This is a genomic window from Microbacterium sp. 10L49 (assembly GCF_056395125.1).
The window spans coordinates 773,761-789,473 of sequence record NZ_JBFTIW010000004.1 but is presented as its reverse complement, the minus strand read 5'-3'; the positions used below and the strand labels follow the sequence as shown (position 1 = coordinate 789,473).

The window sequence follows — 15,713 nt, the reverse complement described above, 5'->3', positions numbered from 1 at the left end:
GCGTGTCAGAACACACCGCCCACGCCAACATCGGAGTCGTCGGACTCGCCGTCATGGGCTCGAACCTCGCCCGCAACCTCGCGAGCCGCGAGGGCAACACCGTGGCGATCTTCAACCGCAGCTACGAGAAGACCCAGGGCGTGCTGGACGCGCACCCGGAGGCCGGCTTCATCCCCGCCTCCACCTACCAGGAGTTCGCCGACGCGCTGCAGAAGCCGCGCACCGCGATCATCATGGTCAAGGCCGGCGCCGGTACCGACGCCGTGATCGATGAGCTCGTGAAGGTGTTCGAGCCGGGCGACATCATCGTCGACGGCGGCAACGCGTACTTCCCCGACACGATCCGCCGGGAGAAGGCGGTGCGCGCCACGGGCATCAACTTCGTCGGCGCAGGCATCTCCGGCGGCGAGGAGGGTGCGCTCACCGGCCCGTCGATCATGCCGGGCGGATCCGACGAGTCCTGGGTGACGCTCGGACCGATCCTGCGCTCCATCGCGGCGATCGCCGAGGGCGAGCCCTGCGTGACCCACGTCGGCCACGACGGCGCAGGCCACTTCGTGAAGATGGTGCACAACGGCATCGAGTACGCCGACATGCAGCTCATCGCCGAGGCCTACGACCTGATCCGCCGCGGCACGGGCAAGACCCCCGCCGAAATCGCGGAGATCTTCGCCGAGTGGAACAAGGGCGAGCTCGAGAGCTACCTGATCGAGATCACCGCCGAGGTGCTCCGCCAGGTCGACGCGTCCACCGGCAAGCCGCTCGTCGACGTCATCCTCGACCAGGCCGGGGCCAAGGGCACCGGGGCCTGGACCGTGCAGACCGCACTGGCGCTGGGGGTGCCGGTCTCCGGCATCGCCGAGGCCACATTCGCCCGGTCCCTTTCCTCGCACCCCGAGCAGCGCGCCGTCGCCACCGCCCTTCCCGGTCCGGCGGAGGCCCTCACGGTGTCCGCCGACCAGGTCGACGCGTTCATCGAGGACGTGCGCCTGGCGCTGTACGCGTCGAAGATCGTGGCCTACTCGCAGGGCTTCGACGAGATCCGCGCCGGTGCGGCCGAATACGGCTGGAACATCGACCTCGGCGCGATCTCGAAGATCTGGCGCGGCGGCTGCATCATCCGCGCGCAGTTCCTGAACCGGATCGCCGACGCCTACGCGGAGACGCCGGAGCTGCCCGTCCTGATGACCGCGCCGTACTTCGCCGAGGCGCTCACCCGCGCCCAGGCCGCGTGGCGCCGCGTGGTCGTGACCGCCGCGCAGGCCGGGATCCCCGCGCCCGCATTCTCCTCGTCGCTGTCGTACTACGACGGGATCCGCGCCGACCGCCTTCCCGCCGCGCTCGTGCAGGGCCAGCGCGACTTCTTCGGCGCACACACCTACAAGCGCATCGACAAGGAAGGCACCTTCCACACCCAGTGGTCCGGCGACCGCACCGAGATCGAAGCCGTCGACACGCACTGACGCGGCCTCACCGACGAGTCGTCCCCGTCAGCGCACTCCAGAGTGTGCGCTGACAGGGACGACTCGCAAGTGGAGGGGCTTGCCTCGGAGCTCGGGTTCACATCCGCCGGGGTGAGGGTCGCGCCGCCGCGACCGTGGCGTCGACGTCGCTTCCGCGGAGGGTCGCGACGAGCCGGCTCGCGCCGAGCCGCTCCTGCAGGCGCACGTCGTCCACGATGCTCACGAGCCGTTCCTCCCGGCCGTCGTGTCTGCGCGACTCCCGACGGGGATCGCTCCGCCCCACGGCCGCGCGGGCGCACCGCCGACCTCGACCTGCACGCCCAGGATCGCGCCGTCCGCCGCGGAGGGGCTCTGCAGTCCGATGCTGGCGGTCGTGATCACCAGCAGGTCGCCGACGAGGGCGACCGCGGTCGGCCTCGTCGCGGGGAGCGCGATGGCCTCGTCGAGCGTCCCGTCGGGCGAGTAGCGGCGCACCTCTCCCGCATCCCACACCGCGACCCAGAGCATCCCCTCCCTGTCGATCGCCATGCCGTCGGGGTTCCCTCCTTCGACGGCGCACACCGTGCGGCGGTGCGACAGGTTGCCGTCCGGCGCCACATCGAACGCCTCGATGCTGCGGTGCGGAAGCGTGTCGATGTAGTACATCGTGGATCCGGTGTCGTCGAAGACGAGGCCGTTGGACACCGTGACTCCGCCGAGGCGTTCGACCGCGATCCCGCGTCCGTCGATGCTCCACAGCGCGCTGTGCGGATCCCGCGGCATCGACTGGCTCCCCACCCAGAAGCGCCCGAACGGATCGCAGGCGCCATCGTTCATGTAGTCGCCCGGCACGGCGAGGTCCGAGACGACGGGAACGATGCCGCCCTTATCCCCCACGTGCACCACGCCGCGCTCGGCGGCGACGATCCACCCCGCGCCCGCCTCGACGAGGGGCGCCGGCGCACCGATCTTCGCCCCGACGGCGAGGGATCCCGCCGGCACCAGCCTCGAGCCGTCCCAGCGCCCCCGGTGGAAGCGTCCCGTCGCCATGTCGATCCAGGCCAGACCACCGTCCCGGCCGTCCCAGCGCGGTGACTCGGCCTGAACGTATCGTTCGTCGGTGATGATCTCGACGGTTCGTGACCGGGGTGAACGCGACATCCTTGCCCTCTTTCACTGGTAGGCGATAACCGTTATGTGGCAGACTATCTCACAATATGCATACCTCTTGCGCGAAATGCGAACCGATGATGAAGCGGGGAACCGGCCGATGACTCCTACCCTCCATGGCTTGATGCCGATCCTGGCGACGCCGTTCGACGAGACGGGCGCGCTCGACCGCGCCGGACTTCGGCGTCTGGTCGAATTCGAACTCGCCTCCGGCGTCGACGGCGTGGCCGTGTTCGGGATGGCGAGCGAGGGCTTCGCACTGACGGCGGACGAACGGCGCGCGATCCTCGACGATGTCGTCTCGGTCGTCTCCGGACGCGTTCCCGTCATCGCCGGGGTCAACGGCACCTCGACGGCGACCTCGATCGAGCAGGCCCTCCTCGCCGAGGAGGGCGGCGCCGATGCGCTCATGGTGCTTCCGCCGTTCATGGTGAAGCCGGCGGCGGGCACGCTCGTCGACTTCTACGGCGATGTCGCGGGATCCACCTCCCTCTCCGTCATGGTGCAGGACGCCCCCGGCGTCACCGGCGTGACGATGACGCCGGGGCTCATCGCCGAGCTCGCCCGTCTCGATCGCGTCGACTCCGTCAAGGTCGAGGCGCCGCCGACCGCGCCCAAGGTCGGAGCCGTCATCGACGCGCTCGGCGGGGCGGACTTCGCCGTGCTCGGCGGCCAGAACGCCCAGTTCTGCCTGGAGGAGTACGCGCGCGGCGCCGTCGGCACGATGCCGGCCTGCGAGTTCCCCGACCTGCTCGGACCTGTGCTGGCCGACTTCGTCGCGGGGCGCGTCGAAGAGGCGCGCGCGGGCTTCCGTCGTATGCTCCCTCTCGTGCTGATCGGACTGCAGGGCGGCATCGCATGGGCGGTGCACAAGGAGGTCCTCGTCGCGCGCGGCATCATCGAGCACGCCACCGTGCGCTACCCGGCTGCCCGCCTCGACGCGGGCAGCCGCGCCGCGGTGCACCTCGTCCTCGAGGAGCTCGCCCTTCCCCTCCTGCCGACCGCGGTCCGCGTGTGACCAGCCGTGTGCTGCTGATCGGCGGCGGATCCGAAATCGGCATCGCGATCGCGCGCGCGTTCGCGGAGCGCGGCGACGCCGTCGTCGGCGTGGGACTGGAGCCGACCGTAGATCCGGCCTTCTCGCGCTTCCTCGTCGCCGACTGCAGCCGCCCGGAGGGCGCGGCGACGGCCGTCTCCGACGCCGCGGCCGCCCTGGGCGGCATCGACGTCGTCGTTCTCGCTGCGGCACGCATGCCCATCGACCGCGCCGACGCGACGAGCGACGAGGACTGGCACGGGGCGCTCGGGGCGACGCTCGACTCGGCGTTCTTCGTCGCCCGCGCCGCGCTGCCGCTGCTCGCCTCCGGCTCGTCGATCGTGGCGGTGACCTCGGTCAACGCCACGCTCGCGGCGCCCTCCCTGCCCGCATACGCCGCGGCCAAGGCCGGCGTCGAGGCCCTCATGCGGCAGCTCGCGCTGGACTACGGCCCCCGCGGGATCCGCGTGAACTCGGTGCAGCCCGGGGGCATCTCCGCCGCCGACACCGGCGAGACCGAAGGCTATCCGCTGGGCAGGATCGGACGCCCGGAGGAGGTCGCGTCCGTCGTCGCCTTCCTCGCATCGGAGGCGGCGTCCTTCATCACCGGCGCGACCATCCCGGTCGACGGAGGGCTCTCCATGTCTTCCCCGGCCGCGTGGCTGAAGCCGGTGCTGCGGGACCGCTGGCTCTGACGACGGTCCACTCGCATGCGAATGCCGCGCCGGAGGATCTCCGGCGCGGCATTCCTATGCGTGACTCACGAGTTGGAGTCGAGCAGCCCCTGCACTTCCTTCTTCAGGGCGTTGAGCCCGGCCTGTACGTCCACCTGGCCGGCGAGGATGGTCGCGACACCGCCACCGATCGCGGCGTCGATCTGCGCCGTCACCGCGACCCGGTCCCAGGCCGCGGCCCGGGCGTGCTCCGAAACCTGGGTGCGGAAGGTTCCCTGGAACTTGTCCGCGGCGAGGGCGGGGATCTTGTCCGCGACGCTCTTGGCGGCCGGCGCCACGGCGGAGCGCTCGTACAGCGCCGTCGCCGCCGCGACATCGGTCGCCGCATATTTGATGAACTCTCGGCTGGTGACCTCTCCCTCACCGGCCGTCGCGAACAGGCCGCTGCCCCAGGCGCGGTTGTATGACTTCTTGCCGTCCACGGTGGGGCGCGAGATCGCGCTGACGTTGTCGAGGATGTTCTGCGCCGCGCCGTTCTTCTTCAGGAAGGTCGGCACGAGCGGCGCATCGTCGTAGAGCGCCGCCCGCCCGCTCGCGAACAGGATCCGGGCGTCGCTGCGGGCGACGTTGGTCTGCGTGAGTCCCGCATCCATGAGGGACTTGTACCAGGTGATGGCCTTGACGCTCGCCGCGTCGCCGATCGTGCACTTCAGATCATCCGTGACGACCTCGCTCCCGAAGCCCCACATCCAGTGCACGGCGTCCTTCAGGTCGGGGTTCTTCGTCACGGCCGCGTACGGGATCAGCGAGGAGTCCTGGGCCTTGATCTTCTCGAGCGCCGTCGCGAACTGCTCGACGGTCATGCCGGACTTGATGCCGACGCTCTTGGCGATCTCGCCGTTCGTGGCGATGCCGATGCCCGAAGCGGTCAGCGGCAGCACGAGCAGCTTGCCGTCCTTGGTGTAGGAGTCGAGGACGCCCTGGGGGATCCCGAGGCCCTTGGCCAGCTCGGTCAGATCGGCGAGCAGGTCCATCGGCGTGAGCACCTGCCATCCGCCCGACTGGCCGACGCCGAGCAGCTTGCCGGAGCGGCCGGTGAGCGCGAGCTGGGTGGCGGCCTGGTCGTACGGGTAGATCACCGGCGCGACGGTCACTCCTGCGTCCTTGGAGAACCCGTCGATGATCCCCTGCCAGGCCGGCTTGAGCGCTTCCTCGCCGAGCGAGTTGCCGTAGAAGTTGATGGTCTTGGCCTTGGTCGCGGCATTCGCCGTGGCGCCGGGCGGCGTCGCGGCCGGAGTAGCGCAGCCGGCGAGCGCGAGGACGCCGAAAGCGGCCAGGGCGGTGCCGCCGCCGAGGAAGGCGCGACGACTCAACTGCGAGTTCGGGATGTTCATGGGCACAGCTCCTTCAGGGACAGATCGGGAATCAGGGTGTTTCGGGGACAAGCGGCTAGCCCTTCACCGCTCCGGCGGCCAGGCCGGAGACGAAGTAGCGCTGGAGGACGACGAAGATGATGACGAGCGGAAGCGAGGTGATCAGGGAGGCCGCCATGAGCGCCGGCCAATCCGCTGTGCCCTCGTGGATGAATGCCTGCGTGAGGCCGGCCGGCAGGGTCTGCTTGTCGGGACCTGCGAGCGTGAGCGCGAAGAGGAGGTCGCTCCACCCGCGCATGAAGGCGAACATCGCGGCGGTGATGAGCCCTGGCACGACGAGCGGGAAGACGATCCGGAACACGGTGGCTGTCCGGGAGAGCCCGTCGACCTTCGCGGCCTCGAGGATGTCGTCCGGGAGGCCGTCCATGATCCCCTTGAGCAGGAAGACGGTGAGCGGCAGCGTGAAGGTCGTGAACGAGAGGATCAGGGCCGCATACGTGTACAGCAGACCGGCGGAGCTCAGCATCAGATACAGCGAGATGAGCAGCAGCGCACCGGGGATCAGCTGGCCGATGAGGAACATGAACATGATCGCGTTGCGTCCGCGATAGCGGAACTTCGAGAGCGAGTAGGCCATCAGGCCGCCCACGAGCACGGCCAGCAGCGCGGTGCCGCTGGACACGATGACGCTGTTGCCGAGGTTCTTCAGGAGCGCATCGTTCTGGAAGAAGCCGATGAAGTTCTCGATCGTCGGATCCACCGGGAAGAACGGACGGTTCTGGGCGAACACGTCCTCCTTCTTCGTGAACGCGGTCGCCGCGAGCCAGTACACCGGCAGCAGGCCGAACAGGGCGAGCACGATGAGGCCCAGACGCCCGGGGACGGACAGATGAGGGCGGATGATCCCCTCGCCGACGTCGCGGTTGCGGCGCATCATTTCTCCAGTCGTCGGTTGAGGAGCAGATATCCGCTCGAGATGATCGCGAGCAGGACCAGCCACAGCGCCCCCATCGCGGAGGCCTTGCCGAGCTCGTAACTGCCGAAGGCGAGGTGGTAGAGGCTCACGGCGAGGGTCGTGGTCGAGTTGCCCGGCCCTCCGCCGGTCATGACGAAGATCGTGTCGAAGTTGCCGAAGTTGTAGATGAACTCGAGCACCGCGACGAGCGTGACGGGGCCGGCGATGTGCGGCAGCGAGATGTACCGGAAGCGCTGAGCGCGGGTCGCCCCGTCGATCGTCGCTGCCTCGATCTGCTCGCTGGGCAGGGTCTGCAGCACCGCGAGCGCGACCACCATGATCCAGGGGAAGGAGTGCCAGGTCTTCGCGATGATCACGGCGGCCATCGCTCCGACGGGGTTGCCGAGCATGCTGATCTCGGGCAGGCCGAGGAGCGTCAGGACGTGGTTCACGACGCCGTAGCTGTCGTTGAAGATCCACGCCCAGAGGAACGACACGACCACGCCGGGCAGCAGCCACGGCAGCATCAGCGCGCCCCGCAGGACGGTGCGGCCGCGCATCCGGGAGTTCAGCAGCATCGCCAGGGCGACGCCGAGGAACAGGGGGAAGACCGTTGACAGCGAGGCGAACACGAGCGTCGTTCCGAGTCTCGCCACGAACTCGTCCCAGATCAGCGCATAGTTGTCGAAGCCGACGAACGTGCGCTCCGGACGCAGCAGGGACTGGTCGTAGAGGCTGGTGCCGATGCTCGAGACGAGCGGGAAGATCGCGATCACGAGGAACAGCAGGACCGCAGGAAGTGCGATCATGAAGCCGAAGGTGCGGTCCTTCGCGCCCAGCGTGGAGCGGCGTCCCGAGCGCGGCGGCGGCACCTGCTCGCGGATCTCTGGCCGCTCGAGGGTGGCTTGTGGCATGGCATTCACTTTCCGGGTGGGGTGGACCCTGCGGTCCCCTGCACGTCGTCGTCGCAGTCGTCGACGATGACGTGCAGTCAGTCAACCACAATGCGGATGCTAAATCCACAAAATGCATAAGACACCCACATTTGCCTTGCCTGGGCTCAGCAGTCTCATTAGGATGACTGGCAACGGCTCCGCAGATGCGGTGGCCGCTGGGAGGAGAAGTCGCGATGGCATCGGAATCGGTGGGGGGCACCCAGACCGTGGAACGGGCGATGTCCCTGCTCGCCTGCTTCACGGAGGAGTCGGGTGAGCTGCGGGTCTCCGAGCTCTGCACGCTGACCGGCCTCGGGCAGTCCACCGTCTCCCGCATGATGTCGGCCCTCGACCGGATGAAGTTCGTCGTCCAGGACGGCCGGACCGGTCTGTACCGGCTCGGGCCGGCGGCGGTCGCCCTCGGCACGATCGCGCTCAACGGCTCGCCGATCTTCCGCGCGTCGCGGCAGATCGCGCAGAACCTGGCCCGCCGGATCGAGATCGGCGTGAACGTCGCCGAGCTCAGCGGTTTCACCTTCACCTACCTCTGCAACTTCGAGGGCGCGCTCGCCCCGAAGTCGTTCGCGATGGCCGGACGCACGGGGCCCCTGCACGCCACCGGCCTCGGCAAGGCCCTGCTCTCCGGCATGACGTCCGAGAAGGTCGACGAGTACTTCGAGCACTCCCCCCAGCGCTTCACCCCGCACACCATCGTCGACCGCGACGCCATGCAGGTCGCGCTCGAGGAGAGCCGCAGCCGTGGATACGCGACCGAGATCGAGGAGCTCGCCTTCGGACGCGCCTGCATCGCCGCGCCGATCCACAACAGGGCGGGCGAGATCGTCGCCGCGCTGTCGGCGAGCGGCCCCCTCTCCGTGCTCGACCTGCATGCCCCGCACCAGGAACTCGCCCTGCAGCTCATCGAGGCGGCGGACGAGATCTCGGTCGCCCTCGGATACAGCCCTTCCCGCTCCGCGAGCGCCTTCGCGGCGCTCTGACCCGCCGCCGCGATCCGATCGCGGCGCCCTGAAGCTCATCGCCGCGGCAGACGCCGTCGGCCTCTTCCCCCACGACTGTCTTCGGAGACCCTTGTGAAGATCACGCGCGTCCAGACGTTCCCTCTCTTCCTGTCGAGGGAGGATGCGGACGACTCCTATGCGGGCGACACGGGCGTCGCCCACCGCGGCTACGTCATCCGGCCGCCGTGGCGGAGCCTGTACTCCCCCGGCTACGAGACGCTCCTCGTCAAGATCGAGACCGACGAGGGGCTCGTCGGATGGGGCGAAGCCCTCGCCCCCGTCGCCCCCGAGGTGGTCGCCGCCGTGGTCGATCACCTGCTCGCCCCGCTCATCCTCGGTGAGGATCCGCGATCCGTGCGGACTCTCTGGCACCGGATGACCGAGTCCATGCGCGAGCGGGGGCATCTCACCGGACACCAGGCGGACGCCATGGCCGCCGTCGACATCGCGCTCTGGGATCTCTGGGGACACGCGACGGGCCTCTCCGTCTCCGAACTCGCGGGCGGCCGCTTTGCCGAGATCCTGCCGACCTACGTCTCCGGGATCCGCGGGAACGACGACGCCGAGCGCGTCGACAAGGCGACGGCCTTCGTCGAGGCCGGCGTGCGGCGGATCAAGCTGCATCTCGGCACCGACATCCGCACCGACCTCGCCACCTATGACGCCATCCGCGCGGTGCACCCGGATCTCGATCTCGCGCTCGACGCGCACTGGACCTACCGTCTCGGCGAGGCGAAGGCCCTGGGACGCGAACTCGACGACCGCAGGGCCTGGTTCTTCGAGGCGCCCCTGGCGCCGGAGGACGTCGAAGGCCACCGCGATCTCGCGGCGTCACTCGCCACACCGATCGCCATCGGCGAGGCGATGCGCAGCCGTTTCGAGTTCACCGACTGGCTCGCCCGCAGGGCTGTCGGGCTGACGCAGCCCGACATCGGCCGCACGGGGATCACCGAGGGGCTCGCGATCGCCGCGGTCGCCGACGCCTTCCACGCACAGGTCGCACCTCACCATTCCGCCGCCTTCGGCCTCGCCATGGCCGCGGGGGTGCACGTCGCGGCGAGCGCGACCTCGCTGCTCGCCTTCGAGTACCAGCCGTTCACGCTCCCGGTCGCCAACCTCATCCTGACCACTCCGCTCGAGGTGCGACCGGATGGAGGCTTCATCGTCCCCACCGGCCCCGGACTCGGCGTCACGGTGGACGAGGCGGCCGTCGCGCAGTTCGTCCGGCGCTGACCGCACAGCACCCGGAACAGGGGTGGACCGGAGCCGCGCTCCGGTCCGCCCCTTTCCGTCAATCCCCGACCCTCACGAATTGCGCGGCGCTGACCCGGTGGATGCTCGTGTTGCGGACCTCCAGCCGCACGACGCCGGGAGCGCCGGCGTCGTAGCGGAAGGTGCCCAGCGCGCGCCACGCGGCCGCGCCCTGGGTCTGGTCCACGATCACCTCGCTGCTGCCGCCCTGGTGCTCGACGACGTAGGCCGCTGACGTGGTGGTGGTCGGATTCGTCGGGTACCAGACCGAGACGCGGTAGAGGCCCGGCTGAGGAAGCTCCGCCTTCCAGGTCACCGTGCTGCCGACGGAGCCGGAGTCGCTGTACCGCGTGCGCGTCCCGTTCCAGCCGGAGAGACCGCTCGGATACCACTGCCCGGTCTCGAGGTATCCGGGCCAGGGAGACTGCGTGTGCACGATCACGCCTTCGTCAGCCATTCGCACCAGGACGCCGCGGCGCAGGCTCTGATCCAGCCTCGCCTCGAACCGGGTGCTCGATCCCGGAGCGATGCCCGCCCCTGCCGTCACAGTCCAGGTGTGCGTCAGGTCCGAGCGCGGCGGCACCACGACGGCCGCATCCCGCTGATCGATGGTCCAGCCGGTCGCACCGTAGAGGGCGAGCGTGCCCTGGAGCGGCGTCACGCCGGTGTTGATCACCAGGGCGGTCAGCTTCACGGTCGCACCGGGACCGCTGGCGACCTCGGTGTCCGATGCGAGGGAGACCAGGCGACGTCGATCGATCACCTCGATCGACGCGGGCCTCAGCGTGACAGGCGTCGCCCCCGGCACCGACAGGGATCCGGCCACCTGGACCTCCCCGAGCGCGGCGGACGCGGCGATCACGACCGCGGACTCCACCCGGACCGTCGTGTGCGCGGGAGCCGCGATGGCGGGCACCGTGCCGTCGAGCTGCCACCCGCTCGGCAGGGTCAGCCCGACGCTGCCGGCGATCGGCTGCGCCGTCCCGTTGCGCACCTCGATGATCAGCGGGACCCTGTCCCCTGCCGTGCCCGTGGCCTGGGCGACCACGTCTCCCGACACCTCCGTGCCGGCGCCGGCGAGTCGCGCGGGCAGGCGCAGCGTGACCTCGGCCGTGGTCGCGCCGCCGGCCGAGACCGTATAGGCGAACGTCTTCGTCGGGTCGTCCACCGGGATCGTCCATTCGTAGGGATACCCCTTGGCGGGCGCCTGCTGCGCGGCCTGTCCGCCGATCCGATAGGAGAGCGTCGCCTGCTGCTCCGTGTCGATCTGCACATACGCGTCGTACCCCTGCCCGCCCGGCCGCACCAGCAGCATCCCGCGGACGAGTCCGTAGTCGGTCGCCGGATCGGAGTCGACCTCGCGGAAGCTGTCCGGGCCGTGGTCGACGATGTCGTCGAACGGCAGCTCCGGCCGCTGAACCGCGACGTTGCGGACGACCAGGGCGAGCAGCCCGTGCCCGGGGACGGTGACCGTGACGCGCGCGTCGACCGCCGCCTGGGAGGAGCGGCTGCCGTCCGCGGCGACCACCTCGACCGCGGGCGCGGCGGTGCGGGGCAGTCCGGTCAGATCTCCGGCGAGGTCGACGACGACCTGCTGGGCGTCGGACGCCGAGTTCGTGAGGCTGATGTAGAGCGCGCCGTTGCCCACCCCGGCGATCCAGTTGACCAGCGGGTTGTCCAGCACGATCAGGCCCGCCGGGAAGTAGGGCCAGACCCCACCCTCGCCGAAGAACGAGCCGGGCGCGTGACCGTATGCGAAGAACTTGAAGTAGGCGAAGTCCGCCTCGAAGACGTGCGGGAACTCGATGCTGCCGGAGCTCCGGTAGAAACTCTCGCTGATCAGGTAGTCCATGGCGAGACCCAGCTGCGCAGGCGCGTGATGGAAGTAGTACCCGGTGATCCCGACGGGACCGCTCGTGGCGAAGTCCGGCTTCATCTGCGCGACCTGGAATTGCCGGCCATAGTAGCCGGGATAGGTCGTGAATCTGCCGATCACCATGTTGTGCGCGACGTCGGCCAGCAGCGCGTCGCCGGTGTGATGGGCGAGGCGCAGCAGCGCTCCTGCCCAGCAGGGGTTGAAGACGTATCCGCCGCCGGGATCGGTCACGGCGCTCACCCCGAGCTTGAACGACGAGAGCGCCTCGAAGGTGAGGCCGGACGGCGAGACGCACCAGGCCGGAACCGTCTCTGTCGCCACGCCCGTGACCGGGTACGGCGGCAACGATGAGCGGGTCTCCCAGTCGTACTGCTGCGTGATCACGTGACCCTCGGGAACCGTGACGGTCTGGTCCGGCACGGGCCGCACGGCGGTCTGCGTGATGAACCGCTGCACCTCCCGGTGCGCTCCCTCCAGGAAGACCGCCTCCCCTGTGACCTCGAACAGCTCGAGCAGGTCGACCCAGTACTTGGAGAAGCTGTAGGCGAAGCCGCCGGGCGGCTGGCCGTTGCCACGGTAGGGCGTGAGGATCTGCTCCTGCACGTAGCGGCGACCGATCAGGGTCGCCTCCGCCAGATACGCGGAATCCCCTGTGGCCCGGTAGGTGGCCAGCGGCACGGAGAAGGGCGCACGGCTCTGCCCGACGACACCCGACTTCGTGGCCTGCACGGCGAGCCGCTGGATCCCCGCGTTGCGGCCGTGGGTGAGCTGGTACAGGGCGGTCAGATTCACCGCGTCCGTGGGAACGCGGCCGAGACGGTACTGCGTGGTGTCGTTGTAGACGGGACTGCCGATCACCGGCGAGTGCCCGATCCCCTTGCGCGACACCTGATACTCGATCAGCGGCCGGGCGCGGCGATCGTACAGCGTGCCGCCTGTCGTGCCGGTGAGGTAGTGCGCCGAGAGGACCACGCCGCTCGCCGCCGTCCGGACTGCATCCTCGTTCTCGACGTCGACGAACCCCTTGGCTCGGTTCCACCACCCCGAGAACGAGGGGATGTAGTCCACGGCGTCGTCGCCCGCCGGCTCGACCGCGATCAGATCGGCCATGGCGTGCACGGCATCGGTCAGGGAGCGATCGTAGACGTTGCTCCGATACGCCGTCAGCCCGTATTCGCCGCGGCACAGCGCGGTGTATGCGTCGTACAGAGCGCCCGCCTGGGCAGCCAGGCCGAATGCGAAGCCGCGCTCCTCCCCTGCCGCCATCGCCGTGCGGAGGCCGGGTTGTGGCGAGTACATGCAGGGAACGAGGTCGAGACTGTCGTTGCGCAGGCTCATGCCGTACGGCTGGCGGTCCGACATGAGCTGCCGCTCGTGCACGAACTCCGCGACCTCGGCCGGCAGGTAGACGCCGGATGTGACGGGCGTGCCACCCACGGCGTACTGCGTGAGCGCCATCGGGGCGAACAGCTCCCACGCCCCGAGCGGGGCCGAGCCGTCGAGGACGGACAGCGCATGCTGGTACGACCCGCACAGCACCTCGTCGATATCGTCGAGCGACCGGGCATCCTGGCTCTGGTAGCCGACGAGGTAGTCCCCGGCGTTCTTCGCCGTCAGCACGTGGTGGGCTTCCGGATTGTCGCCCTCCAGGCGCCAGCGCACCACGAGCTCGATGTCGTCGGTGCTGGTGCGCAGCTCGATCGCCTGCGGGCCGAGGATCTGGAAGGAGGTGAATCCCAGCCAGCTCGGCGCCAGCGGGCCGTAGAGCTCCGGCGCGCTGCCGGACGGCAGCGCGCCCTTCAGCACCACCCATTGCTCGTCGAACCGGTGGGCGGGATCCGTCACGGCGAGCCATCCGCCCTCGTGCACGATCTCGAGATCGCGGACGATCGTCGCCCCTCCGTCCCACGTCGCCTGGAAGAAGGTCATCCGGTGGTTCGTCCCGACCAGCTGCGCGACCTGGGTCACCGCCAGGTTCGGCTTGTCGAGCCGCCGCAGGGCGTCGGCGTAGGCGCCGATCGCCGTGGGGAGCTCGGTGGCCGCGGCCGAGCCTCCGGCGGTCTGTGCGCCGAGGACCGGCGGGAGGACGCCCGCGATCACCAGCATGCGCAGCACGGATCGACGGCTCCACTGCAGGGAGCCATCATCATCTCTCGCGTTCTTCCTTGCAATCATGATGCATATATTGCAATTCGTATGCGAGGATGTCAATGGATCGTCCTGTATGCGCCTGAACGCTGTCTGCGCGGCAGGATCGAGGAGGAGTGGAACCGGTGAGGAGTCAGTCGTTGCCCGACGCAAGACCCGAAGAACTGACCGAGTACTCACTCGGAGCGCTGCTCGTACCTCCGCCGGATCTACCGGAGCCGGACGACTTCGACCGCTTCTGGCAGTCGACCTTCGAGGAGTTCGGCACCGGCACGGTCGGATGGCGGACCACTCGTGAGCGGGAAGCCACGCCGACCCATCACGTGACACAGATCCGCTTCCAATCCTCGGCCGGCGAGCCGGCCACCGCGTTCGTCATGGTCCCGCACGCGACGACCGGCATCCGGCGCGGGCTCGTGGTCGGACACGGCTACGGCGGACGCTCGGCACCCGATATCGAGCGCGTGCCCGCGGACACGGCCGCGATCTTCCCCTGCGCGCCGGGGACCAACGCGGATGCACCCAGCCGCTTCCCGGCGCTCCCCGCGGAGCACGTGCTCGCGGGCATCGCCGATCGAGACACCTACTCGCTCCGCTTCGCCGCCGCGGATATCTGGCGTGCGGCGAGCGTGCTGCTGGACATCGCCGCCCCGGCTGCGGACGCTCTCGACTTCAGTGGCAGCAGCTTCGGCGGCGGGATCGGCGCGATGGCGCTTCCTTGGGACGCGCGCTTCCGCCGTGCAGCACTGGACGTCCCCAGCTTCGGCGCGCACGCGATCCGACTCACCCGGCGCTGCACCGGGAGCGGTGAGGCCGTCCGGACGCATCTCCGCACGCACCCCGAGGTACGCTCCACGCTCGATTATCACGACGCGGCGACCGCGGCCCGCCGCATTCGCATTCCCGTGCACGTCGGCGCCGCCCTGCTCGACCCGGCCGTCGATCCACGGGGACAGTTCGCGGTCTACCATGCACTCGCCGGGCCGCGGCGCCTGACGGTGCGGGCCAACGGCCACATCGACGGCCCGGAAGGCCGGCTCGCCGATGCCCTGGCGCTGCAGGCGGCGATCGACTTCCTGGCGCTGCCCGCCGACCAGCTGCAGGCTCCGGTGGGTGTCACACCTCGGTGAGGCGGCCGTTCTTGAGTCGCAGGCGGCGGTGCGCGCGCTTCGCCACCGCCGAGTCGTGCGTGACCACGATGAGAGTGAGCCCCTCGGCGCAGAGCGCCTCGAGGAGCACGAGGATCTCGTCCCGCATCTCCTCGTCGAGGTTGCCGGTGGGCTCGTCGGCGAGCAGCACACGCGGCTTCTTCACGATCGCTCTGGCGATCGCCACGCGCTGCTGCTGACCACCGCTCAGCTCGCCGGGCAGATGATCGCCGCGGTCAGCCAGGCCCACGTGCGCGAGCGCCTCATCCACGCGAGCACGACGTTCCTCAGCCGGGATCGTGAGCGGCACGAGCGCCATCGCGACGTTCTCCCGCGCCGTGAGCGTGGGGATCAGGTTGAACCCTTGGAACACGAACCCGATCTCCTCGGCGCGCAGCCTGCCGAGCTCGCGATTCGACGCGGTGGACAGTTCTGTGCCGCCCAGCACCAGCGACCCGCCGGAGGGGCGGTCCAGTGCGCCGAGCAGCTGCAGCAGCGTGGACTTCCCTCCGCCGGTCGGGCCCTGGATGGTCACGAATTCGCCCGCCCTGATCTCGGCGGTCGCGCCGGTCAGCGCCGCGACCGTGCGTCCCTTCGTCCGGTAGGTGCGGGTGACGTCGATCAGGCGGTACAGCGCCTGCGGCTCGATCTCGATCTCAGTGATGCTCATGATGTCGTCTCTCCTG

The 15,713-nt window shown here is 69.6% G+C and carries 13 protein-coding genes; 6 read left to right on the top strand and 7 right to left on the bottom strand.

Annotation, left to right across the window (positions count from 1 at the left end; genetic code table 11):
* Nucleotides 1-2: 2 nt before the first annotated feature.
* Nucleotides 3-1,463 carry an NADP-dependent phosphogluconate dehydrogenase gene (gene gndA, locus AC1DCT_RS16620; protein WP_477230825.1) on the top strand — a complete coding sequence of 487 codons (1,461 nt, stop codon included), beginning with the start codon at nt 3-5 and terminating at the stop codon, nt 1,461-1,463.
* A gap of 97 nt (nt 1,464-1,560) precedes the next feature.
* Here gndA and AC1DCT_RS16615 read toward each other — a convergent pair whose 3' ends face one another.
* The gene (locus AC1DCT_RS16615) at nt 1,561-1,686 is read right to left on the bottom strand and encodes a hypothetical protein (protein ID WP_477430386.1); all 126 of its coding nucleotides are present in this window, start codon (nt 1,684-1,686) and stop codon (nt 1,561-1,563) included.
* Nucleotides 1,683-2,603, bottom strand: a complete 921-nt coding sequence (locus AC1DCT_RS16610; RefSeq protein WP_477430385.1) for an SMP-30/gluconolactonase/LRE family protein — start codon at nt 2,601-2,603, stop codon at nt 1,683-1,685. The genes AC1DCT_RS16615 and AC1DCT_RS16610 overlap by 4 nt, the downstream gene beginning before the upstream one ends.
* A 133-nt stretch (nt 2,604-2,736) precedes the next feature.
* Here AC1DCT_RS16610 and AC1DCT_RS16605 point away from each other — a divergent pair, with 133 nt between their 5' ends.
* The gene (locus AC1DCT_RS16605; RefSeq protein ID WP_477430512.1) at nt 2,737-3,630 is read left to right on the top strand and encodes a dihydrodipicolinate synthase family protein; all 894 of its coding nucleotides are present in this window, start codon (nt 2,737-2,739) and stop codon (nt 3,628-3,630) included.
* Entirely contained in the window at nt 3,627-4,343 is a 717-nt protein-coding gene (locus tag AC1DCT_RS16600; RefSeq protein ID WP_477430384.1) for an SDR family NAD(P)-dependent oxidoreductase, read from the top strand. The genes AC1DCT_RS16605 and AC1DCT_RS16600 overlap by 4 nt, the downstream gene beginning before the upstream one ends.
* Nucleotides 4,344-4,408: 65 nt before the next feature.
* Here AC1DCT_RS16600 and AC1DCT_RS16595 read toward each other — a convergent pair whose 3' ends face one another.
* The 3 genes from AC1DCT_RS16595 to AC1DCT_RS16585 are packed head-to-tail and all read right to left on the bottom strand — an operon-like array spanning nt 4,409 to nt 7,564.
* Nucleotides 4,409-5,716, bottom strand: a complete 1,308-nt coding sequence (locus tag AC1DCT_RS16595; protein WP_440732380.1) for an ABC transporter substrate-binding protein — start codon at nt 5,714-5,716, stop codon at nt 4,409-4,411.
* A 55-nt stretch (nt 5,717-5,771) separates the two neighbouring features.
* Nucleotides 5,772-6,632 carry a carbohydrate ABC transporter permease gene (locus AC1DCT_RS16590; protein WP_477230829.1) on the bottom strand — a complete coding sequence of 287 codons (861 nt, stop codon included), beginning with the start codon at nt 6,630-6,632 and terminating at the stop codon, nt 5,772-5,774.
* Nucleotides 6,629-7,564 (bottom strand): carbohydrate ABC transporter permease, encoded by a 936-nt coding sequence (locus tag AC1DCT_RS16585; protein WP_477230830.1) that lies wholly within the window; start codon nt 7,562-7,564, stop codon nt 6,629-6,631. The genes AC1DCT_RS16590 and AC1DCT_RS16585 overlap by 4 nt, the downstream gene beginning before the upstream one ends.
* A 215-nt stretch (nt 7,565-7,779) precedes the next feature.
* On the opposite strand from AC1DCT_RS16585, the gene AC1DCT_RS16580 reads away from it, so the two are divergent.
* Complete coding sequence (locus AC1DCT_RS16580) at nt 7,780-8,583, top strand: IclR family transcriptional regulator (RefSeq protein WP_375903730.1); 804 nt, start codon at nt 7,780-7,782, stop codon at nt 8,581-8,583.
* A 93-nt stretch (nt 8,584-8,676) separates the two neighbouring features.
* Nucleotides 8,677-9,837 (top strand): mandelate racemase/muconate lactonizing enzyme family protein, encoded by a 1,161-nt coding sequence (locus tag AC1DCT_RS16575; protein ID WP_441976645.1) that lies wholly within the window; start codon nt 8,677-8,679, stop codon nt 9,835-9,837.
* Nucleotides 9,838-9,895: 58 nt separating this feature from the next.
* Here the strand turns inward: AC1DCT_RS16575 and AC1DCT_RS16570 are convergent, their stop codons facing one another.
* Entirely contained in the window at nt 9,896-13,837 is a 3,942-nt protein-coding gene (locus AC1DCT_RS16570) for a golvesin C-terminal-like domain-containing protein (protein WP_477430511.1), read from the bottom strand.
* Between the two features lie 182 nt (nt 13,838-14,019).
* Between AC1DCT_RS16570 and AC1DCT_RS16565 the strand changes: the two genes are divergently transcribed.
* Entirely contained in the window at nt 14,020-15,009 is a 990-nt protein-coding gene (locus tag AC1DCT_RS16565) for an acetylxylan esterase (RefSeq protein ID WP_477430383.1), read from the top strand.
* Here AC1DCT_RS16565 and AC1DCT_RS16560 read toward each other — a convergent pair.
* On the bottom strand, nt 14,996-15,697 hold the full coding sequence (locus AC1DCT_RS16560) for an ABC transporter ATP-binding protein (protein WP_441976642.1): 702 nt from the start codon (nt 15,695-15,697) through the stop codon (nt 14,996-14,998). The two genes, AC1DCT_RS16565 and AC1DCT_RS16560, sit on opposite strands and share 14 nt — an antisense overlap.
* Between the last annotated feature and the right edge of the window lie 16 nt (nt 15,698-15,713).